The organism is Clostridioides mangenotii TR (assembly GCF_000498755.1).
GTDB lineage: Bacteria > Bacillota > Clostridia > Peptostreptococcales > Peptostreptococcaceae > Metaclostridioides > Metaclostridioides mangenotii_A.
Genome location: NZ_AXUS01000002.1, coordinates 128,351 through 152,081, shown reverse-complemented (window position 1 = coordinate 152,081; position 23,731 = coordinate 128,351). Strand labels below are relative to the sequence as shown.

General features: G+C 30.1%; 24 protein-coding genes and 2 pseudogenes. 17 read left to right on the top strand and 9 right to left on the bottom strand.

The window, feature by feature from the left end:
• The first annotated feature begins 290 nt into the window (after nt 1-290).
• From T473_RS17115 to T473_RS0101665, 3 genes and pseudogenes are all read left to right on the top strand, one after another.
• Nucleotides 291-1,334 carry a cell wall-binding repeat-containing protein gene (locus tag T473_RS17115; RefSeq protein WP_024620344.1) on the top strand — a complete coding sequence of 348 codons (1,044 nt, stop codon included), beginning with the start codon at nt 291-293 and terminating at the stop codon, nt 1,332-1,334.
• A 244-nt stretch (nt 1,335-1,578) separates the two neighbouring features.
• Nucleotides 1,579-1,932, top strand: a pseudogene (locus T473_RS20035) (cupin domain-containing protein); the annotation flags it as partial.
• Complete coding sequence (locus T473_RS0101665) at nt 1,933-2,517, top strand: helix-turn-helix transcriptional regulator (protein ID WP_024620343.1); 585 nt, start codon at nt 1,933-1,935, stop codon at nt 2,515-2,517.
• A 170-nt stretch (nt 2,518-2,687) separates the two neighbouring features.
• Here T473_RS0101665 and T473_RS18980 read toward each other — a convergent pair.
• Nucleotides 2,688-2,786: pseudogene (locus tag T473_RS18980) on the bottom strand (helix-turn-helix transcriptional regulator); the annotation flags it as partial.
• On the bottom strand, nt 2,783-2,908 hold the full coding sequence (locus tag T473_RS19355; RefSeq protein ID WP_278246341.1) for a hypothetical protein: 126 nt from the start codon (nt 2,906-2,908) through the stop codon (nt 2,783-2,785). The gene T473_RS19355 and the pseudogene T473_RS18980, both read right to left, overlap by 4 nt.
• Before the next feature lie 100 nt (nt 2,909-3,008).
• On the opposite strand from T473_RS19355, the gene T473_RS0101660 reads away from it, so the two are divergent.
• A complete protein-coding gene (locus T473_RS0101660; RefSeq protein ID WP_024620342.1) occupies nt 3,009-3,740 on the top strand; it encodes a DUF421 domain-containing protein in 732 nt (243 codons plus the stop codon).
• 777 nt (nt 3,741-4,517) lie between these two features.
• On the opposite strand, the gene T473_RS0101655 is transcribed toward T473_RS0101660, so the two are convergent.
• A complete protein-coding gene (locus tag T473_RS0101655) occupies nt 4,518-5,042 on the bottom strand; it encodes a hypothetical protein (protein ID WP_024620341.1) in 525 nt (174 codons plus the stop codon).
• A 359-nt stretch (nt 5,043-5,401) separates the two neighbouring features.
• Between T473_RS0101655 and T473_RS0101650 the strand changes: the two genes are divergently transcribed.
• Nucleotides 5,402-5,845 (top strand): VOC family protein, encoded by a 444-nt coding sequence (locus T473_RS0101650; RefSeq protein ID WP_024620340.1) that lies wholly within the window; start codon nt 5,402-5,404, stop codon nt 5,843-5,845.
• A 302-nt stretch (nt 5,846-6,147) separates the two neighbouring features.
• On the opposite strand, the gene T473_RS0101645 is transcribed toward T473_RS0101650, so the two are convergent.
• Both T473_RS0101645 and T473_RS18820 read right to left on the bottom strand, forming a co-directional pair.
• A complete protein-coding gene (locus tag T473_RS0101645) occupies nt 6,148-6,387 on the bottom strand; it encodes a hypothetical protein (RefSeq protein WP_024620339.1) in 240 nt (79 codons plus the stop codon).
• 27 nt (nt 6,388-6,414) lie between these two features.
• Nucleotides 6,415-6,564, bottom strand: a complete 150-nt coding sequence (locus T473_RS18820) for a hypothetical protein (protein ID WP_200865870.1) — start codon at nt 6,562-6,564, stop codon at nt 6,415-6,417.
• A gap of 156 nt (nt 6,565-6,720) precedes the next feature.
• Here T473_RS18820 and T473_RS18815 point away from each other — a divergent pair, with 156 nt between their 5' ends.
• A complete protein-coding gene (locus T473_RS18815; protein WP_200865869.1) occupies nt 6,721-6,891 on the top strand; it encodes a hypothetical protein in 171 nt (56 codons plus the stop codon).
• A gap of 62 nt (nt 6,892-6,953) precedes the next feature.
• Here T473_RS18815 and pdxR read toward each other — a convergent pair whose 3' ends face one another.
• Nucleotides 6,954-8,378 carry a MocR-like pyridoxine biosynthesis transcription factor PdxR gene (gene pdxR / locus T473_RS0101630; protein ID WP_024620338.1) on the bottom strand — a complete coding sequence of 475 codons (1,425 nt, stop codon included), beginning with the start codon at nt 8,376-8,378 and terminating at the stop codon, nt 6,954-6,956.
• 348 nt (nt 8,379-8,726) lie between these two features.
• On the opposite strand from pdxR, the gene T473_RS0101625 reads away from it, so the two are divergent.
• Nucleotides 8,727-9,197, top strand: coding sequence for a pyridoxamine 5'-phosphate oxidase family protein (locus T473_RS0101625; protein ID WP_024620337.1), 471 nt, complete (start codon nt 8,727-8,729; stop codon nt 9,195-9,197).
• An 88-nt stretch (nt 9,198-9,285) separates the two neighbouring features.
• On the opposite strand, the gene T473_RS0101620 is transcribed toward T473_RS0101625, so the two are convergent.
• Nucleotides 9,286-9,570, bottom strand: a complete 285-nt coding sequence (locus T473_RS0101620; RefSeq protein ID WP_024620336.1) for a putative quinol monooxygenase — start codon at nt 9,568-9,570, stop codon at nt 9,286-9,288.
• A 283-nt stretch (nt 9,571-9,853) separates the two neighbouring features.
• Here T473_RS0101620 and T473_RS0101615 point away from each other — a divergent pair, with 283 nt between their 5' ends.
• The 6 genes from T473_RS0101615 (at nt 9,854) to T473_RS0101585 (ending at nt 17,881) form a co-directional block, all read left to right on the top strand.
• Nucleotides 9,854-11,065: an amidohydrolase family protein gene (locus T473_RS0101615; protein WP_024620335.1), complete on the top strand. Its 1,212-nt coding sequence runs from the start codon at nt 9,854-9,856 to the stop codon at nt 11,063-11,065.
• A gap of 615 nt (nt 11,066-11,680) precedes the next feature.
• Entirely contained in the window at nt 11,681-12,247 is a 567-nt protein-coding gene (locus tag T473_RS0101605) for a TetR-like C-terminal domain-containing protein (protein ID WP_024620334.1), read from the top strand.
• 144 nt (nt 12,248-12,391) lie between these two features.
• Nucleotides 12,392-14,161, top strand: a complete 1,770-nt coding sequence (locus T473_RS0101600) for an oleate hydratase (protein WP_024620333.1) — start codon at nt 12,392-12,394, stop codon at nt 14,159-14,161.
• Nucleotides 14,162-14,544: 383 nt separating this feature from the next.
• A complete protein-coding gene (locus tag T473_RS0101595) occupies nt 14,545-14,892 on the top strand; it encodes a carboxymuconolactone decarboxylase family protein (protein ID WP_024620332.1) in 348 nt (115 codons plus the stop codon).
• Nucleotides 14,893-15,098: 206 nt separating this feature from the next.
• The gene (ade, locus tag T473_RS0101590; RefSeq protein ID WP_024620331.1) at nt 15,099-16,895 is read left to right on the top strand and encodes an adenine deaminase; all 1,797 of its coding nucleotides are present in this window, start codon (nt 15,099-15,101) and stop codon (nt 16,893-16,895) included.
• Between the two features lie 173 nt (nt 16,896-17,068).
• Complete coding sequence (locus T473_RS0101585; RefSeq protein ID WP_024620330.1) at nt 17,069-17,881, top strand: alpha/beta fold hydrolase; 813 nt, start codon at nt 17,069-17,071, stop codon at nt 17,879-17,881.
• A gap of 181 nt (nt 17,882-18,062) precedes the next feature.
• On the opposite strand, the gene T473_RS0101580 is transcribed toward T473_RS0101585, so the two are convergent.
• Together T473_RS0101580 and T473_RS0101575 are read right to left on the bottom strand one after the other, a co-directional pair.
• Complete coding sequence (locus tag T473_RS0101580; protein ID WP_161627523.1) at nt 18,063-19,061, bottom strand: cell wall-binding repeat-containing protein; 999 nt, start codon at nt 19,059-19,061, stop codon at nt 18,063-18,065.
• 28 nt (nt 19,062-19,089) lie between these two features.
• Nucleotides 19,090-19,818: a leucine-rich repeat domain-containing protein gene (locus T473_RS0101575; RefSeq protein ID WP_024620328.1), complete on the bottom strand. Its 729-nt coding sequence runs from the start codon at nt 19,816-19,818 to the stop codon at nt 19,090-19,092.
• 283 nt (nt 19,819-20,101) lie between these two features.
• On the opposite strand from T473_RS0101575, the gene T473_RS0101570 reads away from it, so the two are divergent.
• From T473_RS0101570 to lrgA, 4 genes are all read left to right on the top strand, one after another.
• A complete protein-coding gene (locus T473_RS0101570) occupies nt 20,102-20,410 on the top strand; it encodes a hypothetical protein (RefSeq protein WP_024620327.1) in 309 nt (102 codons plus the stop codon).
• A gap of 284 nt (nt 20,411-20,694) precedes the next feature.
• Nucleotides 20,695-22,446: a sensor histidine kinase gene (locus T473_RS0101565; RefSeq protein WP_024620326.1), complete on the top strand. Its 1,752-nt coding sequence runs from the start codon at nt 20,695-20,697 to the stop codon at nt 22,444-22,446.
• A gap of 2 nt (nt 22,447-22,448) precedes the next feature.
• Nucleotides 22,449-23,174, top strand: a complete 726-nt coding sequence (locus T473_RS0101560) for a LytTR family transcriptional regulator DNA-binding domain-containing protein (RefSeq protein WP_024620325.1) — start codon at nt 22,449-22,451, stop codon at nt 23,172-23,174.
• 139 nt (nt 23,175-23,313) lie between these two features.
• Nucleotides 23,314-23,730, top strand: coding sequence for an antiholin-like murein hydrolase modulator LrgA (gene lrgA, locus T473_RS0101555; RefSeq protein ID WP_024620324.1), 417 nt, complete (start codon nt 23,314-23,316; stop codon nt 23,728-23,730).
• Nucleotide 23,731: the final 1 nt, after the last annotated feature.

Below are 23,731 nucleotides of genomic sequence, written 5' to 3'. Positions count from 1 at the left end.
CTTAATTGCTACCCTATTTTTTATTTATTACTAATATTTATTATATTTAGATATAAAGCCTCCTTTTAAAAGATTAAATCTGTTTGAGTTATGATCACCAATATCACGCTTTACTTTTCATAAAAATCTCCCAGCTTTATGGCGTTAACATATATTAACAGTAAAAACCCTGCAATAGTTATGTTAGTATAAATTTAAATCATAATAAAAAATTATACTAACAGATATCTATATACTAAATGGATATGTATAGGAATAAATTTTTTTATAAAAGGAGGAGTGGATTTTAAATGCATATTAAAAAGTATATATCAGTTTTAATGGCAGGTTCAGTAGTTATTAGTGGATTACTTATGACTAGCACAGTAAATACATATGCAGAGAGCGGAAACACGAAAAGAAAAGTTGTAAATTGTTCAAAAAAATCGGCGGTAATTTTGGCAAGCGGTGAAAAATATACAGATATATTGACTGCTACAGTATTAGCAAATGAAAAAAATTGTTCCATTCTTTTAACTTCAAAAGATTTTGTTGATCAAAAAACTGTGAACGAAATTAAGAGATTAAAAGTTGGAGAAGTTATAATATCTGGTGGGGTAGACTCTGTTTCTGAAAATGTTGAGAAACAGCTTAATAATTTTAATGTCAGAAGGATAGCTGGTGAAGATAGATACGAAACTGCAGTTAAAATAGGAGATGAAGTAAGATCATTGTCTGGTAATCTAGATGATGCAATTTTAGTAGATGGAACAAATTTCCCTGACGTGATTACAATCTCTGCGTTGGCATCTCAAAAGAGAGCACCAATATTAATAACTCAACCGGAACAATTGGTGAAATCGACTAAAGATACCTTACAAGAGTGGAATATCAAAAATACAACAATTGGTGGAAGTTATAATTCTGTGTCAAAAAATATAGAAGATAATCTAGAAGTTACTAATATAAGTAGAATAGGTGGAGCTGACAGATATGAGACAGCTGAGTTAGTTGGGTCAGAAGTAAGAAATCTAACTGGAAATTATGATGATTTGATCTTGGTTGATGGGACTGATTTCCCTGATGGTATAACAATAAATAGTTTAGCATCTAAATTTAAAGCACCTATAATGTTAACACCGCCAAACAAACTATTAGAAACAACTAGTAGCAAAATTAATGATTGGTCAATAAAAAATATACTAATAGGTGGAGGCTATAAGTCAGTATCTAAGAGTATTGAGGATAATTTAGGAGTAGAGAAAAAGGAAAGAGTTGATGGAGTTGATAGATATGATACAGCTGTCAAGATATCTCAAAGACTATCACAACTAAAAAACTATATAGGAAAATAAAGATAAATTAAAGAACTTAAACAATTAATTTTAAAATAAGAACAAAAAAGGGACCTAAAATATATATTTTGAGTCCCTTTTTGTTCTTATTTACTGAAAAGAATAGAGAGTGTTTCATATCCATTAGCAATGGGTATTTTACATTTAACAACGAAATCCTTAATATATATATTATTGTTGAAATAAAGACGAATCTATAGATCGCAAATTATTATTCTTAATGAATAACAAGGAGTGAGTAGTAATAAATGATAAATTTATTAACAAAATAGACCAGAATACTTTTCCAATTGATGTAGTTTTTCATCAAAATAGCTGTTCCAGTATTCACTGTCATGAAGAACTAGAGTTTATTTTAGTTATAGAAGGAAGTATAAAAGTAAATATTAGAAATGAAACAAGTATTCTCAAAGAAGATGATTTTTTATTAATAAACGGGAATGAAACACATTCAATTACGAGTTTAAGTAAAAACAGATTTGTATCTCTTAAAATCAATGTTAAAATACTAACAAAATATCTACCTAGCTATAATTACATCTATTTTAAATGTAACTCTATTTTTGAGAATGATGATAATAAGTATATATATGATAAAGTGAGAAATTTAATTGCAAATTTATTATTGGTTTTAGTAAAAAAGGAAAATGGATTTGAGTTAAAAGCCTGTAGTTATGTTTCTTTAATAGGAGAACATTTATATAATAATTTTGAGGTAAATAAAAGAGGATCAAAGAATAGTGAAGTTCGAAAAGACAATAGAATTAATAATATTACAAACTTTATTAACAAAAAATATAATACTAATATTACATTAAGCGAAGTAGCAAGTGAATTCAATCTAAATTATCATTTTTTGTCCCATTGCATTAAAGATGATATTGGGATGTCGTTTCAAAATTATTTAAATAAAATAAGATTAGAAAAAGCAACAAATATGATTATACACAGCAATAAAAATATGACTGAGATAGCTTTAATGAATGGCTTCTCCAGTACCAGCTACTTTTATAAGGTTTTTAAAAAAGAATATAACTGTACTCCCTTAGAATATAGAAGGAGATTTGATGATAAAGAATTTAATAAAAGCCTTTGCAATATTAGAAATTTGAATTTAGACAACAAAGACATTAAAAGCGTTATACAAAAATTATATCCGTATTATAATAACATTTATCAATGAAGAAAAAGATATTATGAAAAAGACAAAGGAAGTTTGATACAACCAGTTTTTAAAGTGAATTAGAGAAGATAAAGCACCTACACACCTACAGAGTGTATAGAATAAAGAAGGCCTGATAACTAAATAGGTCTTCTTTTTGTTTATTTAATTCTTTGTAAAGGATTATTTTACTATTCTTCAAAATAAAATAATTCTTCAAATTTTTTATCCAAAGTAATAAACAAAATAAGTGCTGACTTTGCTGATGGATTGAATTGTCCTGTTTCTATTTAACTAATAGTATTCTGCCTACCATATTTTTAGCTTCTTTAAAGCATTTATATTGTTCGGAGGATTGTGCAGGTAATTCTTCGCCGTTATCTTCAGAAGCCCATAAATATAGTTCTAGCACCTCCCTGGCGTTATGTATGGGAATGTAACTATGAGTGAATTAATAGTAAATTGGTTAAAATAACATAAGTATTAAATCTTTTAGATAAAGGAGATCTTTTATGGACTTTTTACATGGTCAGGAAACACTTAGTGCCATTGACTGGATACTTCGTGCTATTTTTGCTTTTTTCTTTTTACTAGCTGTTGCAAAACTATTAGGGCAACGTACCATTTCTCAATTAAGACTAATTGATTTTGCTATTACTATAGTAATTGGTAATATTATTGCTCATCCACTGTCTGATGAAAAACTTGGATTAAAAGGCTCCATTATTACATCACTTGTATTAGTTATCCTTTATCTTGGCGGAGTATTCCTCACACTTAAATTTCCGTATATTAGAAGACTTATTAATAATTCACCAATTACAATTGTTAAAAATGGTGAAATCCTATATAACGGGTTAAAAAAAGCAAGAATTTCAATCGATATATTATTAGAAGAATTTCGCGAAGAAAAAGTAGAGGATGTGAAAAAGGTAGCATTAGCAACTTGGGAGCCGGATGGTAAAATTTCTATTTTTTTACATCCACAATACGAATCAATTACACCTTCATCCTTGAATATAGAAACGGAACCTTTTAATTTTCCAAGAATAATTATCAAAGAAGGTAAAATTAATTTTAAGGAGCTAAATGAACTTCATAAAGATGAAAGTTGGGTTATCTCCAAATTAGAAAATTTATATCATACTGGAGTAAAAAGCGTTTTACTTGCCACCCTTGATAATAAGGATAACCTAAAAGTTTTTTATATAAGTAATACATTAAAACTAATTCAGCGAGACTAGGTGTAAAAGATAGATTTGAAACGCATCCATGGGCAATTTTGGAACACCTTCACTCCAGTAATAAATAAGATGAAGGAAAGGAAATAGTAACAAATATATAATATCAATTAGGTATAACTGAATCGCATAATTATTAGGGCTTTAATTTATAAGATTTATGATGAATTAATGAAAGAACCAATACGTTAATTCGTGTACCAAATGATAAAGGGGGACTTAAGTTTTGGAGTTAACTTCAAAGAATTAGAGAAAAACGAGAAGATTGATAATACTATAGATAAGAGATGCAAGAACAAGAAGATCTTATTGCTCTATAGAATAAGTTTAATGAATACTAAGTGTAGTCAATATAGAATTATTTTATAATTAATAAATAATTAACAAAGTTCTTATTTTATTTGATATAATACTTATGAGAATAGATAATTTCATATGGCAAGATGAATTTCCAATTTTCAGACCTAAGAACATCCGTCCCTTAAGCGGATGTTTTTTATTGCAATTTTTAATAGGAACAAAGTAAAGAAAATTAATGTAGTCAACAAAGGGTAGCTTAAATTCTACCCTTATTTTATTTCTAATATTTGCAAATATTTTTCTATTTTATTGATCATTACACAGTGTATTGTATCACACACCTCATGTGGAAACTGTAATCGAATGTTTCTGGGTTTACCATGAATCCAATTTCCTTTGTATAAACCATATTTAACTCTGTGAAATTGATAGTGAGCAAATCATTCTTAACAGTTTATTTTCTTCTATTTCTAATTTAAATTATTGTAATGGTATAGGGATATTAAGATTTTGTTCATTTTGAATGCGTATTAATTTTGAATACATATGATTTAGTAAAGTTCCATGATTTAATTCATCAGATATTATACTAAAAAGTGCATCTCTATAGTAATAATTTGGTAATCCAAACATTATGAGTCTTAATTGCTTTACATACTTAGTAGTTTTTACAATGGAATCATATATACCTGTAAATATATCTCTCGGTGGAACAAAATAATAACCTTGATCGATATTGGCATAAGTACCCGTCAGTTGATAATATATTTCTTTCAACAAATTGCTATTATTAATGATATCATTTTTTAGTGATTCAACTATTTCGATAATATCATATAACTCTTCAGCATTAGGTGAGGGTAATGTTTGTATTTCTGAAATAGGTATTTTATCACTTAACCAATTATATAAAAGTAAATCTTGCTCCATAGAGTTTATTGAATCTTGTATCAAATTTATTGAATTTTGCAATTGAATAGGGTTTGGGTAAATATTTTGATACATAATAAACCTCCTAAATGTTTTACTATAGATATATGTGTTAAATTACATTTGGATACATTTATAAAAATGAAGCTAAAAATTATTCATATTTGAACATACTATAATCAGGAGGTGAAAGTAGCAATATAATTGATGAAAAAGGAATTAAACCAATATTACTAGCAGAGGAAGCATTAAAAGTTACGATTTACATATTCTAATTAAAAAGCCAATTAAAAACTTTATGGCGATGTTATACTTATACTTTTCTTTTAATTATGATGGTGGTAAAATATACGAAAGCATAACTCACCTCGCTGTTATTATATGACTTATGAAATTATTATAATAAATTTTAAAATTGAAAGGAAATTATACTTATGATTGGTGTAGAAATTGATATGGTTGTGCCAGATTCCATAAAAGCTATTACAACTTATGAAAATATATTTAAAGTAGAGCGAATAGAAGTAACAGATTTTAGAGAAGGTGGAAACGAGGCAGTTTTTAATATGTATGGAACAAGATTTCACCTTTTAGATGAAAATGTGGAATATCACCTGATAGCGCCGAAAGAAAATGACCCTAAACCGATGTGGATTAACATTGTAGTACCGGATATTAATGAAATTTATGATAAAGTAATGAATCAAAATTGTAAAGAAATACAGCCTATTACTGAAATGAAAGAAATGGGAGTAATAAATGCTATGTTCGAAGATCCTTTTCACTATATATGGATGCTTCACCAAATTGAGAAGGAAGTTAGTTTTGAAAAAAGATGCGAGATTCTTGAAGAGAAATTTAAAGAAAATCATAACTAGTTACTATTGTTTTATTAATTATGATAGGAGACTACTTAAAGAAGAATGAAACTATAAAATTTTATACAGATTACATTAATAGTAGCAGATAGATTCGGTTAGAAAAAGATTATCCTTACTATTTTTCGGAGGTTGATAGGTATAGATATATTTTGTTAAAAAAATAAAACCAATGTAGAACTACCATACTATTGATATTTTAATGAAAAAAATTAAGTATAATCCATTTAAAACAAATATGAAACCGCAATCCCTTATAAAAATGGACTGCGGTTTCATTTTCAGTAAATCGGTGATTAAAATTACTTCCATTCTTGAAGCCAAGTTTTGTCATTTGCAATAGCTGTTACTATTTCCTCGCCAGATTTAAAATCATCAAAAGTTCCTTTTTCAATTTCAGTCATAGCTTTGTTTAATATGTTTTCATAATATGCTTCAGGTGTCATATCAGTTGTAGTTTGGTGGAAATGCTCCTGGGATTCAGAAGCAGCTATCTTGGCATATTCATTTTTTATCTGGTCTATGAGTTTATCACGAGTCATATAATTTGCTCCTTTGCATGAAAATTATTATTTATCGTTACCGGGTTTATGGCGACTACCAGACTGCTTCTTTGCATTACGGCTTTCACCGTCTAATGCGCTCTCTGCCATAGTTGGTCCACCTTTTGATTTTTGTTTACGGATCGGTTTTGGATCAAGTTGTGAATCTTTAGCCATAATATTATTCTCCTTCATTTTATTATTGGTAGTGTTATTATTTGCAGAGGAGAGGATTTTATTCAGAAATTTAATAGTGTAGTCTACAGGTATAGAAACCTATTTAACGGCTAATGATAATAGCGTACGAAATTATTTATTCAGGGATGGTGAATTATGGCTAAAGCAGGTATGAGAAGACCGGATCCAAAGGATTCACATGGAACAGAAAGCAATAAGAAAATGAAAACAAAAAAAAATGATGTAGAACCTGTTCCAGAAATACAGGGCAAAGCAAAGGCAGGACACAATAAAGCAAATGACATTCAAGATAACAAAAAGAGTTAATAAAATACGAAGGAATTTACCATTGTATGTAGGGCTGAGGCAAATAATTGTCTGAGCCCTTTTTATGTTTTTAAATTACTAAACCAAGCCTTATTTAATCTAGAAATACAATCTGGGATATCTAAAATATCAATTTGACTAAAAGCTATAAATAAGGTGTTTTTGGGACAATGTTCTTTATTTTGCCAATATTGTATAGTAGGATAGACTTTTATCTGTTCATCTAACGCTTTTTTTATTAGCCAATCTTGATTATACTTTTTAGGAAATTCTAATATAAAATACAGCCCCGTTCCATTTTGATGTATTTTTATTTCCTTATTCATTTTTGTAATTTCACTAATAAATAGATCGAATCTCTTTTTAAATTTTAAACGTAACTTGCGAACATGTCGCTCATAAAAGCCGGTTTCAATAAATCTACTTAGAATATATTGGTCTATCCATGAAACGCTATTATTATATTTATCAAAAGTCTGGTTATAAATATTCAATAAATGTCTTGGTAAAACAAAATAACCAATACGTATTGATGGAGATAGCGTCTTTGAGAATGTTCCTAAATATATTACTTTATTGTTTTTATCAATAGATTGTAATGATGGTATCGGGTTTGCATTATATCCAAATTCACTATCGTAATCATCTTCAATAATGTATGTATTATTTATATAAGACCAATTAAGTAGTTCATAACGTCTATTAATTGGCATTGTAGCTCCGGTTGGGAATTGATGTGAAGGTGTAATATATATAGCATTAATGTTCGAATTCTTATGATTCTCTAATTCAGATACTTTTAGACCTTTGTCATCAACTTCTAATGCCTCTATTTTTAAATTATTGTTTTTAAATACAACTTTTGCACCATCATAACCTGGTTCCTCAAATCCTATAGTCCCTCCATCAGAAAATATAAGTTTACAGATAATCTCTAAAGAATGTTGCAAACCTGAAGTAATTATAATTTGGTCTTCATTGCAGCAAACTCCTCTCGAATTATTCAAGTAACTTACAAGTTGTTTTCTTAAAAGGATGTCACCTTTACCATCAATACATTTATTTATCTTATACATATTTTTTTCTGATAGTGCATCTGACATATATTTCTTCCATTGGATAGCTGGAAATAAATCATCTGTAAAGTCACCATAGGATAAATTATATAATATATTATTATCTTTTAAATTTTTTGATTCATATTTTAAGCTTTGTTTAATTTCAGCATTTGAAATACTGAAATTAACTTCATTAATATCCTGGACAATAAAGCCAACACCTTTTTTAGACTCAATATAACCCTCTGCTGCAAGCTGAGAATATGCATTATCTACAGTATTTCTACCAACACCTATTTCTTTTGATAAAATACGACTTCCTTTTAAGACATCTCCAGATTTAAATTTTTTATTTAATATATCTGCCTGAAGCTGAGAATATATTTGTAAATAGTATGGAGTTTTACTTTTTTTATCTATAAAAATCATTTCGAATCTCCTTAAAGTGGCTCCTATATTTTTTTATTTAGTGGATCTTGTTATAGAACCAATGCAAGTATATACTAATATTTATAAAAAGACAACCATTTTGATTATCAATTAATTACATGATTTAGTGCAATAAATACAAAAAGGATGTTATCTAAGTGAAATTAAAAAACAAAAATTAAAATCAATCGCTAAATTAAAAGTTATGTCATATACAACAACTTTAATTATATTTTCTATTTATGTATTTACTAATATTTAAACAGGAGTATTCTAATATTTGTTATTATATTTCACTTTTACTATATATTCTTTAAAATAAAAATAAAACATAAAGGAGATTACAACATGCAACATAGAATGAGAGAACACCAACTAAATATGCAACAAATTGAAACCATGTTAAATCGTATACAAACCGGTACAATAGCAACAATAAACCTAGATTCTACACCTTATGTTATACCTGTACATTTTGTATATTTAAATGATAAGATATATTTTCATGGACTTCCAAAAGGGCAGAAAATAGATAATATTAATTTTAACCATAATGTATGTTTTAATGTTTATGAAATGTATGGTATAACTTTAGATAAAAACGGAAAAATTTGTGATACTAACACAATGTATCAAAGTGTTGTTATATCAGGAACTGCTGAAATAATAAAGGATTTAAAAATAAAGAGTGAAGTTTTAAATAAAATAATTACTAAATACACACCTAATGTAACAAACTCAGAAATACCTGAAAATATGCTTAAAGGGACAGCTATTATAGAAATCAAAATAGATCAAATGAATGGTAAGTACTATTAAAGTGAACCCTAAAAATTAGATTTTTAGGGTTCACTTTTGGGATTCGATTAATAATTGCTGACATAATTTTTTCGCAAGCAATATTTTATTATAAAACTTTAGAGTAAAAATTCGTGATTTTTTCTGTACTTAATGCTACTATTTGCGGAACGTAAAATTTAAAATGATCTGCTTGTGAATGTTTATCTAGATACTCTTGACTCTTCCATTCTTCTAAAATTACAATCTGGTTTTTATCATTATTATCTTGATAAACTTCATAACTTACGCAACCAGCTTCTTTTCTTGTTTTAGCAACTAGTTTTTCACATAATTGCAAAGCCTTTTCAAATTCATCTTCTTTTATAAAGAATTTTGCTATTATCTTTATCATAATATCTACCCTCTCTAAAATGTTTTTCACTTTGAAAATACCTTATAAATTAAGCAGAGTTTCATAATTATAATACCCAGTATTTTCATAACCTTATTAAGAATATTATACTTTTAATTATTTGTATAATCAACTAAATGAAATTTTTGTGCCACAATTTACTTAGGTTTAGAATCGGATTACATAACAGATAAATAGTATCAATCAATTGCTCTATTTGTTTATTTCCGGTATATTTAATAGAATAGATTAATAAAAATTAGGGTCTGGAGGATGATGAGTGATGAGTTGGATTAAAAATGTATTATTAGAAACGAGTAGAGAGGAAGTATCTCAAAGCAACATTATAACAAAGACAGGGCAAGTGTGTTTGTTTGTTCAAGAAGGAGTTATAAAAGAAATCACAGATGTTTTACCTAATGATGCAGATGATGTTATAGATGCTAAAGGTTATTTAGCGGTACCATCTTTATCAGATAATCATATTCATTTAGATAAAGGGCATTATGGTGGTAAATGGAATGCTGTTGTACCTATGAATAGTGTCGCAGAAAGAATTGTAGAAGAACAAGGTTTTTTGAAGGAATTTTTAGTTGATACACCACAAAAGGCACAGGCTCTAATTGATTTAATTACGAGTAAAGGTGCGACTTACTTAAAGGTGCAAGTCAATGTTGATCCTGTTATTGGATTAGATAATTTAGATGTAATTAAAAAGGTTCTTGAAAAAAATATACATAAATTAGATTATGAAATTGTGATTTTTCCTCAACATGGGACATTAGTTACGGAGGAGCTAGGTTTACTAAGTAAGGCTTTAGAAGATAATGCTGTTACAGTTTTGGGAGCTTTAGATCCAGCTACAATTGATGGCGATATTGAAAAATCTTTAAAGATTACATTTGATTTAGCGATGAAATATCAAAAGGAAGTTGATATACATTTACACGATAAAGGAAGTTTAGGGATTTACGAAATAAATCGTATTATTGATTATACTTTAGAATCAGATATGCAGGGCAAGGTACAGATAAGCCATGCACTGGCATTAGCAGATATATTTGGTGATGAATTAGAAAATATTATTAAGCGTTTGAAAGAAGCGGATATAGTTATCAATACGACTATTCCAATTGATACAAAAGCATTATCTTTTCCTGTATTAAGAAAGCAAGGGATAAAAGTTAATGTTGTAAATGACAATATCAATGATCACTGGAGCCCATTTGGTACAGGTGACTTAATACAACGTGCCAGTCGTGCAGCAGAGGTATTTTCTTTAACTGATGAAGTCTCATTATCAAATGTTTTAGGGCTTGTGACAAATGGTATAACTCCACTTGATACTAAAGGCAAACAGGTATGGCCAAAAGTTGGCGATAAAGCAAATATTTTATTCGTAAATGCAGAATCTTCTGCGCATTTAATAGGAAGAGTTTGTGAGGATAGAGTTGTTTTATTTAAAGGAAAGTTTGTTTCAGGAGAATTTAAATAAATTTATTATTTCAAAGCTCACTATGATCAATTTAAAATGTATAAGAATATAGCTTAATTTGCTTAGCGACACAAAAGAGGACTTCAATCTTATAACTCAACCACAAACAAAACAGTTTAGCATCACTATATAAAGCACCAATAATGCTAACAGAACCAGACAATTTACTGGGCAAGACAGATATGATACAGCAATAAAAATATCTGAGGTATTTTCTCAAACACATAAAGCTTTGGTAGAGAATTAACTATTATTAGGGGTGGCCTCAAACTATTTTAAAAATGGTTTGAGGCTACCCCCTTTGAAATTTTAAGTAATTGTATTATTATTTCATATTTTTTTAATATAGAATAATAAATAGGAAATAATATTAATCTGTTATAATAGGAATAAATAAAATGACCTGTGATATAAAAATAAAGGATAATCTCTATGATTTAGATAATAAATATATTAGAGAAATCACACTAATTGTTCTAATAATTGATGGTATCATCGATAATGAACATGTAGAATAATCATGTTAATTTATATTAATTAAAAATAAGAGTGAATTTATACTTTATTACTTTGTATCATGAAAAAATACAGTACTTTCGATTGGAGGGAAATTTTATGGCTCAAACAACTAAAAGGGCGCTTGCTGCATCGCTCAAAAAGTTACTTGCAGAAAAGCCGCTTGATAAGATTACTGTTGTCGATATTGTAGAGGACTGTGAGGTAAACAGGCAGACATTCTACTATCATTATAAGGATATATACGACCTTGTTGAAAGAATTTACACAAGCGATGCAACAAAAGCACTTGACGGAAAAAAGACTTATGATACATGGCAGCAGGGGATTTTGCAGATTTTTAATTATGTGATTGAAAATAAAACTTTTGTAAAAAACACTTACCATTCTATAAGTCGAGAGCATTTAGAACGCTATCTTTACAACGAAACGTATAATCTTTTAATTGCGGTTATTGAAGAGAAAGCTACTGGGGTACCCGTAAGGGATGATGATAAGGAATTTATAGCCAACTTTTATAAATATGCTTTTGTGGGACTTATGTTAGAATGGATCGGCGGAGGAATGAAGGAAAATCCATCTGACATTATTGAACGTTTAAGTATTCTAATTCATGGGGATATAACTAAGGCGCTTGAAAAATTTAGAACGGATCATCATAATTAGACAAACAGAACACTTTGTATAAATTTATTACAATATCTGCCTTGTGTTGGAAGTTACGACACAAGGCTGATATTGTCTATTGTGAGAATGCTGAATAATCTTTATTATATAGTATAAAATAAAGAAAGTTTAGGAGGTATTTATATGTATTATAGCAATGGAAATTATGAGGCGTTTGCACGCCCTGAAAAACCAGTTGATGTAGATAAAAAATCAGCATACCTAGTAGGATCTGGTTTAGCATCTCTAGCAGCAGCGTGTTTCTTAGTTCGTGATGGTCAGATGAAAGGTGATCGTATTCATATCCTAGAAGAACTTAGTATAGCTGGTGGCGCATGCGATGGTATTAACGATAGCCAAAAAGGATTTATTGTTCGTGGTGGTCGTGAAATGGAGAATCATTTTGAATGCTTGTGGGATTTGTTCCGTTCAATACCTTCTCTTGAGATAGAAGATGCCTCTGTTTTAGATGAGTTTTATTGGCTAAATAAGAAAGATCCAAACTATTCTCTAATGAGAGCAACTGTAAACAGAGGTCAGGATGCACACACTGATGGAAAATTTGCATTGAGTGAAAAAGCATCAATGGAAATCGTGAAATTGTTTATGACTAGAGATGAAGATCTATATGATAAAAAGATATCCGATGTATTTACAAATGAATTCTATTCTTCTAACTTTTGGCTTTATTGGAGAACGATGTTTGCATTTGAGGATTGGCATAGTGCTTTAGAAATGAAGAACTACATTCAAAGATTTATACATCACATTGGTGGTTTACCTGATTTTTCTGCTTTGAAGTTTACAAAGTATAATCAGTATGAGTCTTTAATTTTACCAATGATGAAATATCTTGAAGCGCATGGCGTTCAGTTCTTATATGATATGAGAGTAACTAATGTTGTTTTTGACATTAAAAATGATAAAAAAGTAGCTACAAAAATTGTTTGTCAACATGAAGGCAAGGAAGAGTGTATTGATTTAATTGAAGATGACTTAGTGTTTGTTACAAATGGAAGTTGTACGGAGAATTCATCTCTTGGTGACGATAATACTGCTCCAGAATTTAATGATTCTGTTGGTGGTTGTTGGGAGCTTTGGAGAAATATAGCCAAACAAGATCCGTCTTTTGGCCGCCCAAATAAATTCTGCACAAATACAAAAGAAACTAACTGGGAGTCTGCTACAGTAACTACTCTTGACGATAGAATACCACCGTATATCGAGAAAATATGTAAACGTGACCCGTTCAGTGGAAAGGTTGTTACTGGAGGTATAGTTACAGTTAAAGATTCTAAGTGGCTTATGAGTTATACTTTAAACCGTCAACCTCATTTTAAAGAACAGCCAAGAGATCAGCTCGTTGTTTGGGTATATGGATTATTTACTGATGTTCCGGGAGACTACATTAAAAAACCAATGAGAGAATGTACTGGTGTAGAAATAACTGAAGAATGGCTGTACCATATGGGTGTTCCAGAAGCTGAGATTCATGATATGGCTACTAATTCTGCTCACTGTATACCATGTATGATGCCGTATATCACATCGTTCTTTATGCCTAGAACAGTAGGTGATAGACCTAAAGTTGTTCCAGATGGATGTGTAAACTTTGCTTTTATTGGTCAGTTTTCTGATACAGTAAGGGATACTGTATTTACTACAGAATATTCAGTAAGAACAGCTATGGAGGCGGTTTATACATTACTGGATGTAGACCGTGGTGTACCAGAGGTATTTGGTTCGTGTTATGATATTCGTGTGCTATTGGATTCGACTTCAAAGATGATGGATGGTAAAAAGCTTATCGATATGAAGCTTCCATTTATTTTGAATTTGATTGAAAAGAGAACGTTGAAGAAGATTTCAGGAACTGTTATTGAGGATTTATTGAAACGATATAACATAATTTAATTGTATAGATTAACTTATTATGTAAAGCCGGATGATTTTAATGATCAGCCGGCTTTTTTATATTCAGTAGATATCCTATAAAGATAAAGTATGAAAATGTATTAGATTATTTTAATTAGAAAATTAGAATAGTATAAGTGGTTATTTTTATAAACCTTTAAATGAAATGAAATCTGAAATACTACTTGTAGCGAGTAAGGACCTATATCTGTAAATAAATTATGACTTTCATTATGTAAATTAGGATTAGATATATATGTATAGATTTCTTCGATATAAAAGTACATTTATATTCAAAAAACACATACATTAATTTCCATTAATCAAGATATTATTACATTAATAGTGATATAATTAAGAAAATACAAGGGGGGTCTTTTCAGATGATAAATTATGAGAAAGAATACGAGATAGTAGCAAAAAACGGTGAACTATTAGGTGAGCAAAGCCCAGCAGTTATGAGAAAATTTAAAGGCATCGCTGGAGAAGTATTAAAAGATAATAAATTAAGCTTAAAAACTAAAGAGCTTGTTGCTGTAGGAATTGCAATATCAGTTAGATGTGATGCGTGTATTCTATCACATGTTAGAAATGCTATAAATGCTGGAGTAACAATGGAAGAGCTTGCAGAAACAGTAGAAGTTGCTATCTTAATGGGTGGTGGACCTTCAACAGCGTACGGAGCAAAAGCCCTTTCAATTGCAGAGCATCTTTTTAATGAGAAAAAATAAAAAATTATATAGAAAAGTGGTAAAGGATTATATAAATCCTTTACCACTTTTATTATGTATAAATTAATATTACAATAAACCTCTTTATAAGTAATCAATAAAAATTATACAGATAATTATAAGAATAATTTGATAATGTAATATTTTGTAAGATATATTATAATTAAGATGGATAGTATAAATTTATAAAATAAGAGGAGAAAATAATGTTTAATATGTTTAAAAATCAACCTCTTTGGGAAGTATCTCAAAGCTTATCTGCAGTTGCTATGGGAACGCAAAGTGCAGATATTGTAATCAAAGATGGGAAACTAATTAATGTTTGTACAAAAGAAGTAATAGATAACATAGATGTTGCTATAAAAAATAGTAGAATTGCCTTAGTAGGTGATGCAGACCACTGTATTGGAGAAGATACAAAGGTAATAGAAGCAAATGGAAGATACATATCGCCAGGGTTTTTAGATGGGCATATACATGTTGAGTCATCAATGATGAGTGTAAGTGAATACGCAAAAGCTGTAGTTCCACATGGTACTGTAGGAATCTACATGGACCCACATGAAATATGTAATGTACTTGGAATGGACGGCGTTAATTATATGATAGAGGATGGGAAGCGCACACCACTTAAAAACATGGTTACAATGCCTTCTTGTGTTCCGGCAGTACCGGGGTTTGAAGATTCTGGAGCATTTATAGGGCCAAAAGAAGTAGCAGAAAGTATGAAATGGGATAGCATGGTTGGTTTAGGAGAGATGATGAATTTCCCTGGAATAATCAACAGTAGTGACCACGCTCATCATATTGTAGGAGAAACACTTAAAGCAAATAAAACAGTTACAGGTCACTGGTCTATCCCAGATACAGGAAGAGCATTAAGCGCTTATATTGCAAGTGGCGTACGTGCTTGTCATGAGTCTACAAGCAAGGAAGAAGCATTAGCTAAAATGAGACTTGGAATGTACGCTCAGTTTAGAGAAGGTAGTGCTTGGCATGACTTGGTCGAGGTAGCTAAAAGTATTACAGAGGAAGATATTGATACCCGTTTTGCTATGCTTGTATCTGATGATACACATCCACACACTTTAGTAGAAAAAGGTCACATGGATCATATAGTTAGAAGAGCCGTTGAGGAAGGGATAGATCCAATCACTGCAATTCAAATGGTATCACTAAATTGCGCTCAGGCTTTTCATATGGATCAAGATTTAGGATCAGTAACGCCGGGAAAATGTGCAGATATATTAATTATAGACAATCTTGATGATTTAAACGTTGAGGAAGTCATAATAGATGGTAATTTAGTAGCAAAAGACGGTAAGATGTGCATTGAGATAGAAAAATATGAATTTCCTAAGGAAGCTCTTAACACAATGCACATAAAGGAAACAATAACACCAGATTCATTTAAAATAGAGACTAAAAAGAAAGATAGCGCAGAAGTTCGCGTTATAGAGATAGCTCCATTAAAAGTAAATACTTATGAAAGACATATTAAAATTCCTGTAAAAAATGGTTTAATTCAAGCAGATCCGAGTAATGATGTATTAAAAGCAGTTGTATTTGAGCGCCACCATTACACTGGAACTAAGGCATTTGGATTTATCAAAGGGTTCCATATAAAAGAAGGGGCTATGGCATCTACAGTTGCACATGATGCACATAATTTACTTGTTATTGGGGCTAATGATGAAGATATGTCAGTCGTAGCAAATGCACTTAATGAGTGTGGAGGAGGAATGGCTGTAGCTAAGGGTGGAAAACTTATAGGATTGTTACCCCTTCCAATTGCAGGGCTTATGAATGATAAATCAGTTGAAGCGATGTCAAAACTTGTAGAAAATATAAGTAGAGCTTGGGAGTCAATAGGATGTGATATAGCTTCACCTTACATGACTATGGCAGGGATACCTTTAGCTTGTATACCTGAGATACGTCTTACAAATAGAGGATTAGTTGACTGTACAACATTTAATTTAGTACCATTAGAAGTTGAGTAGAATCAAAAGTATAATAATATTTATATAAATTAAAGTGGTATGGAATTCAAATCTTTACTGCTTTTATTTTATAATAATTAAATATTAAGATTAGATGACAATAAAGTTTGCACAAATTCACGACCATTAGAATAGTCTGTTAATGAGAAAATTTTATTAATGGAGGTATTACTTTGGGATATTATGTTAGAGTACAACCTAATGTAAAAATTTATGTAGAGGATCTTAATCCTAGCGGAAGAAAAGTTATCTTGTTTTTACATGGATGGCCGGGTAGCCATAAACTATTTGAGTATCAATTCGATCAGTTATCAAAAATGGGATATAGGTGTATAGGGATTGACACTAGAGGATTTGGATATTCAGATAAGCCTTATGACGGTTACAATTATAATCGATTATCAGATGATGTTAGATGTGTAGTTGATGAATTAGGTATAAAGAATTTTATACTTGCTGGACATTCTACGGGTGGGGCTATAGCTATTCGATATATGGCTAGACATAAAGGGCATGGGGTAGCGAAACTCGCTCTTTTTGCAGCAGCAGCACCTAGTCTTATAAAGCGTCCTAATTTCCCATATGGTTCAAATAAAGAAGATATAATAAATATTATCCAAGGAACATATTTAGATAGACCTAAAATGCTGAGGGATTTTGGAGATATTTTCTTCTTTCAACATACAACTCAACCTTTTTCAGAGTGGTTTCTTCAACTTGGTTTACAGGCAGCAGGATGGGCTACTGCGGAAATTGCAAAGATGTGGATAGAAGAAGTTCTATTTAATGATTTAGGAGAAATAAGAGTACCAACGTTAATTATACATGGAATTCACGATAAAGTTGTTCCTTTTCAATTGGGTGAAGTACAAAATCAGTGCATTAAAAATTCAAGGTTAGTACCGTTTATATTCAGTGGTCATGGTTCGTTTTACGATCAAAAAGATGACTTTAATATGGAACTTATGAGATTTATTGAAGAGTGATGGATTGTTCATAGATAAGTTATCAAAATAAATGATAAACCCATGTAAAACATACGAAAAGGCCATATAAATACTATGGCCTTTTCGTATGTTTAATTTAATTATTATTTTATTGGCATACATAAAATTCAGTATTAACTTTATGAATCTACTTTTAGTTATTTGTAATCAATATGTATTCTTACTTATCAAGCATCTGAGAGATTTTAACTGCAGTTTCATATCTGTCTACACCAGCGATTCTATTTAAATTGTTTAAACCAGATTTTGATAAGAAACTTTCGATGTCTGATGATACTGATTGATATCCTCCACCTATTAATACATCTTTGATATTCCAAGTTTTAATTTTATCTTCAGTTGTCTTAGTTAAAGTTTTTGGTGTTGTCAGTAGTATAGGTGAATTATGTTTTGCTGCGATACTATTTATTGTTAAGCCATCAGGGAAATTTGTTCCATCGACTAGTATTGTCTCAGCTTTATTTACTGTTAAGTTTCTAACTTCATCTCCAATTATTGCGGCAGTCTCGTATCGATCTGTGCCACCAAGTCTACTAAATTTATTTACATTTAAATTATTTTCGATGTCTTTTGATACAGAGTCATAACTACCACCGATAATTATATTATTTAGTCCCCATTTTTTAATTGTGCTTTCTGTAGTTTTCTCTAACTTATTTGGAGTAGTTATTAATATTGGAACCTTTTTTTGTGATGCTAAGCTTGACATAGTTATTACATCTGGGAAATTTGTTCCATCCACTAGCATAGATTCATCTGTTTTACCAGTTATACTTCTAACTTCATTTCCTATTTTCACTGCTGTTTCGTATCTGTTTTCACCAGCTATTCTTCTGACTTTATAGTCTTTTAACTGATTTACTACTTTTTCAGAAACTGAATCCACTCCACCAGAGATTATTATATCTTCTGTATTCAATCTCTTAATTTCTGTTAGAGTTTTTTCATCTAGAGAATCTTTTTGGGATAACAGAATTGGAGCATCTTTTTCATTTCCTAAAACTGTCGCTGTTAGTACATCTGTATACTTTTCTCCACTTGCTAGAATTACTGTTTTTGACGTAGCTGGTGGTTTTGGATCTGGGTTTGGATCAACTACTGATCCTCCACCTGATGTTTTAAAGGGTTGAGTTAGAGTTCCAGAATATTTTACAATCACACCTTGAGAAAATCCAGGAACACCAGGGTTATTTGGATCTATACACTGATAGGTCATCAATATTGTTATTGTCTATATATAGGAAGTTTACGGATGTCCAAGGTAGATCATCTATTTTAGTTAATTGATTATTTGAAAGATCTACTAAATCTGCATATAGTTGTCCTTCTATTACTTCGATATTTTTAATTGATTCATCATTTATACTATTGTTAGCGAGATTTAATCTTTTTAAATTAATTGTTCCTATCGTGCTAATATCACTTATACCATTACCTGATAAATCTAGACTTTCACTTGATATATGCCCTAATTTACCTAAAAAACTAATATCTGTAATATTGTTATTTGATAAATTTAACTTAGCAAAAGTCATGTCCAACAGTGGTTTTATATCACTGATGTTATTGTTTGATAAGTCTACATTTTCAAGACCACTAGCATACTCTAGGCCACTTAATGATAGTATATTCATTCCTGAGGCATTTAAATCTGTGACTCTAGCTAAATCTTCATCGGTTAACACCTTTTCTTCATAGCCTTCACCGAGACTAATTCTTATAGCTTTTTCTAAATTTTTATCTTTTATAAGGCCTTCATTACTTTCTTCTTTTGTTAATTTTGATCGATTAATGGTATTGAAGTTTGTTGGATTTTTCAATTTATTTTCTTTATTGATTGACGATTTACTTGATACTCCGATAGATTCGAGAGCATTTATATTAATTGTTGGTGTAACGAGTGCTCCTGTTATCAATAGAATTGCTAATTTTTTTTATATTTTTTTTACCATTTTTTATAACCTCCATAAATATATTTCGGGTGGATACATTAAGTAATCAAGATATTACAATGTTCTCCAGGGATTTTATAGTTCTGATATTGGTTTATCGATACTAACTGCATTTTTGTATATTTTATTCATAATTACGATTATACTCTTGTAAAATTTTTTATTGATAAGAATGTTGTAAAACACTGTTTATTTGTTGTGAATGTATCTGTTATTTAAAAAACAGCTATTAAAATTGTTATAATGAATGGCGAGAAAAAGTTCTTATCAAGCTATAGGTAAGTTGTATTTTGAAAACAAATGTATATCAGGTAAAAATTTATACAATAAGACAAGTGAAAAAGTGAGACAAACGGCAATATACGCATGTGGTGAAATAGCAGTTAATGATTTAATGTCAGTTACTAAAGCGGTGAAAATGTTAGCGCATGTATTAGGGCAAATCAGTTATAAAAAAGGATGTTTTCATTACGTAGTGAATGAATTAAAAAAGTGGGGAAATAAAAATATATATAGAAGCTTTCATAATGAGGTTATTGAGGTTCACGGCAGATAAGAAAAATTTAGTGAGTTTTCTCAGAAATATGTAAGTAATTACTTTAAAAACGAAGAATAATTATAGATATATACATAAATTATCAACTTTTACAAAAAATAAATAAGTGAGCTTTAACTATATCAAATATATACGAGATTATATATTTTTAATTTATAAATAGAATGAATATTGTGTGCATTATAAATGTGTTTTATTTATTATGATATACTGTGTATACATAAATGGGAAGGTAGTATCAATTATAGAATATCTTGTAGTAAAGAAAAAAGGGAGGTGGGTAAGTGGTAAATTTATTTATACCATTACTTGAACGAGTTGGTCTTATTATAATTTTAGCATATATTTTATTGAATATAAGTTATTTTAAAGTATTACTAAAGAATCGAGATGCGTTTTCTACAAAAGTAAAATTTATAGTTATTTTCAGTGCTTTCGCGATAATTTCTAATTTTACTGGCGTTGAAGTTAACGGTGAAAGTACTTTCTTAAATGGTTTTTTACTAAAAGTCGGACAACATTCATCTATTGCAAATACAAGAGTACTAACAATAGGAGTTTCTGGATTAATAGGAGGTCCTTTTGTAGGTTTCTTTGTTGGTATGATTTCCTCAACAGTACGTTTATTACAAGGTGGAGACGCTGCGTATACATATTTTGTTTCTTCTATTTTAGTCGGATTTTTTTCAGGTTACTTTGGAAGAAAATCCTTACGAAAAAATACATTTCCATCTGTGAAGGAAGGTATGATTATTGGGGTTGTTATGGAATGTATACAAATGATGTGTATTGTTATTTTTAAAGGAAACCTAAATGGATCAGTGGAGCTTTTGAAAATTATAGCATTACCTATGATTTTGATTAATGGCATTGGAACAGGTGTATTTTTATCTATTATTTCTTCTACATTGAGACAAGAAGAAAGTGCGTTAGCAGTTCAGACTCATGATGTATTGGAACTTGCCAATCATACATTGCCATTCTTTAGATCTGGTTTAAACGAAGAATCTTGCAAAGAAGCAGCTATTTATATTTGTAAATTTTTACGAGTATCAGCAGTAAGTATTACTGACAACAAACGGATATTGGCTCATGTAGGTGCAGGAAGTGATCATCACATTCCTTCATTTAAAATCTTAACTGATTTATCAAAATCAGTGATACAAACAGGGAAAATAAAGGTAGCCAACTCGCCTGAGGAAATAGGGTGTAATCACAATGGGTGTCCTTTAAAAGCAGCTATTGTAGTTCCGCTTCATTCCAGTGGAGAAGTTGTTGGGACATTTAAATTGTATTTTACGGATCCAACAAAATTAACTTTTGTCGAGAGACAGCTAGCTGAGGGATTGGGAGAAATTTTTTCTAGCCAAATTGAATTTGGAGAAATTGAGCTTCAAAATAAATTACAAAAAGATGCAGAGATAAAGTCTCTTCAGGCCCAAGTAAATCCACATTTCTTTTTTAATGCTATTAATACTATTTCTGCATTGATAAGGATTGACAGCGAACAAGGACGTAGATTATTATTGCAATTAAGTAAATTTTTTAGATCAAACCTACAAGGCGCGAGCAGAAATCTCATTACTTTAGAAGAGGAGCTTGAACAAGTAAGGGCTTATTTATCAATTGAGCAAGCTAGATTTCCAAATAAATATACTGTAGATTTCCAAGTGGAAGAGTCTATGAATGACTATTTACTGCCTCCGTTTGTAATTCAAATTTTAGTAGAAAATGCTCTAAAACATGCTTTTGGATCTAGAAAAAATGGCAATAATGTATGGGTTAAGGTAACAGAGGTAAATGGAAGTGTAAGATTAGAGGTTAAAGATAATGGTTTTGGTATTGATAAATCTAAAATTGAGAAATTAGGCAAAGATGTTGTAGAATCTGAAAGTGGTACTGGATCAGCTATTGAAAATTTAAATAAGCGACTTAAAAGCTTATTTAGCGATAGTTCAGCACTCCAGTTTGAAACATCATCTTCAGGAACAACTATCTCATGTAATATACCTAAACGAGAATTTGGAGGTGTATAAAAATGAAAACACTAATTATTGATGATGAGCCATTAGCACGTAACGAACTTCGTTATTTATTAGAACAGTGTGAGGAAATTACAGATATAAAAGAAGCAGAGACTATTGAAGAGGCTTTCGCTGAAATGTTGAATAATAAACCGGACTTATTGTTTTTAGATATACATTTATCTGATGAGAGCGGTTTGAGTCTTGCAGAAAGATTACAGAGTATTGAGGAACCTCCAATGATTATATTTGCAACAGCTTATGACGAACATGCGGTAAGGGCTTTTGAGCTTAATGCAACCGACTATATCCTAAAACCTTTTGACTTAGATCGTATAAAAAAAGCAGTAAAGAAAGCATATAAAAAGTATGAAATCAAGTCAAATTACTCATTGAATAGTTTGGAACCTGATGTAACAACACTGCCAATTCAAGTTGATGAAAGTATATTTGTATTGAAAATAGAAGATATACTTGCTGTAGTTGTTGAAGAAGGTAAGACATCAGTATATACTAATCAAGAGATTTACCATACAGCAACCGCTTTGAGTACATATGAGAAAAAACTTCCAAGTGCTCAATTTTTAAGAGTTCATAGAGCTTATATTATTAACAAAAATTATATTAAAGAAATACAACCTTGGTTTAATCATACATACCAAGTAACATTAGAAAACAAACTAAAAGTTCCCGTTAGTAGATCGTATATAAAAGAGTTCAAAATCGAGTTGGGAATTTAGCTGTGAATTTAAAATTGATAATAGTGTATTTGGGACTGTAAATGTCGCATTTCACTTTGAAAACATCCTACTTTTCATTATTTTTATTATAATTTGTATATAGACAAATATAAAAAATAACCAAAAGGGGATGTTTCTTATGGAAAAAAAAGTATACTCATATATGTATCAAGCAATCGTTATCTCAGTAGTAATGATAATTTCAAAATTAATTGAAGGGGTATTACCTTTTGTAATGCCAGCTTCTGTAATAGGTTTAATATTACTTTTTACAGCACTATGTACAAATGTAATAAAATTAGAGCAAGTAGAGCCTGTCGGTTATATGTTAGTTGACAACATAAGTCTTCTATTTGTCCCAGCAGGTATTTCAGTTATAAATTCTTTTAATATATTATCTCAGCACCCAATCCTAATTTTAGGACTTATAATAATATCAACATTTTTACTTTTAGCTTTTACTGGATGGATTGCACAATTAATACTTAAAGTTAACCCAAAAAGTTTTAAAGTAAGCTTCCCAGAAAAAACACCACAAAGTGAAGGGGTGAATTAAT

Excerpts from the sequence above, each read along its gene's own strand:
- T473_RS17115 (WP_024620344.1), top strand. The coding sequence starts at position 291 with ATGCATATTAAAAAGTATATATCAGTTTTAATGGCAGGTTCAGTAGTT.
- T473_RS0101660 (WP_024620342.1), top strand. The coding sequence starts at position 3,009 with ATGGACTTTTTACATGGTCAGGAAACACTTAGTGCCATTGACTGGATA.
- T473_RS0101655 (WP_024620341.1), bottom strand. The coding sequence starts at position 5,042 with ATGTATCAAAATATTTACCCAAACCCTATTCAATTGCAAAATTCAATA.
- T473_RS0101650 (WP_024620340.1), top strand. The coding sequence starts at position 5,402 with ATGATTGGTGTAGAAATTGATATGGTTGTGCCAGATTCCATAAAAGCT.
- T473_RS0101645 (WP_024620339.1), bottom strand. The coding sequence starts at position 6,387 with ATGACTCGTGATAAACTCATAGACCAGATAAAAAATGAATATGCCAAG.
- T473_RS18820 (WP_200865870.1), bottom strand. The coding sequence starts at position 6,564 with ATGGCTAAAGATTCACAACTTGATCCAAAACCGATCCGTAAACAAAAA.
- T473_RS18815 (WP_200865869.1), top strand. The coding sequence starts at position 6,721 with ATGGCTAAAGCAGGTATGAGAAGACCGGATCCAAAGGATTCACATGGA.
- pdxR (WP_024620338.1), bottom strand. The coding sequence starts at position 8,378 with ATGATTTTTATAGATAAAAAAAGTAAAACTCCATACTATTTACAAATA.
- T473_RS0101625 (WP_024620337.1), top strand. The coding sequence starts at position 8,727 with ATGCAACATAGAATGAGAGAACACCAACTAAATATGCAACAAATTGAA.
- T473_RS0101620 (WP_024620336.1), bottom strand. The coding sequence starts at position 9,570 with ATGATAAAGATAATAGCAAAATTCTTTATAAAAGAAGATGAATTTGAA.
- T473_RS0101615 (WP_024620335.1), top strand. The coding sequence starts at position 9,854 with ATGAGTTGGATTAAAAATGTATTATTAGAAACGAGTAGAGAGGAAGTA.
- T473_RS0101605 (WP_024620334.1), top strand. The coding sequence starts at position 11,681 with ATGGCTCAAACAACTAAAAGGGCGCTTGCTGCATCGCTCAAAAAGTTA.
- T473_RS0101600 (WP_024620333.1), top strand. The coding sequence starts at position 12,392 with ATGTATTATAGCAATGGAAATTATGAGGCGTTTGCACGCCCTGAAAAA.
- T473_RS0101595 (WP_024620332.1), top strand. The coding sequence starts at position 14,545 with ATGATAAATTATGAGAAAGAATACGAGATAGTAGCAAAAAACGGTGAA.
- ade (WP_024620331.1), top strand. The coding sequence starts at position 15,099 with ATGTTTAATATGTTTAAAAATCAACCTCTTTGGGAAGTATCTCAAAGC.
- T473_RS0101570 (WP_024620327.1), top strand. The coding sequence starts at position 20,102 with ATGGCGAGAAAAAGTTCTTATCAAGCTATAGGTAAGTTGTATTTTGAA.
- T473_RS0101560 (WP_024620325.1), top strand. The coding sequence starts at position 22,449 with ATGAAAACACTAATTATTGATGATGAGCCATTAGCACGTAACGAACTT.
- lrgA (WP_024620324.1), top strand. The coding sequence starts at position 23,314 with ATGGAAAAAAAAGTATACTCATATATGTATCAAGCAATCGTTATCTCA.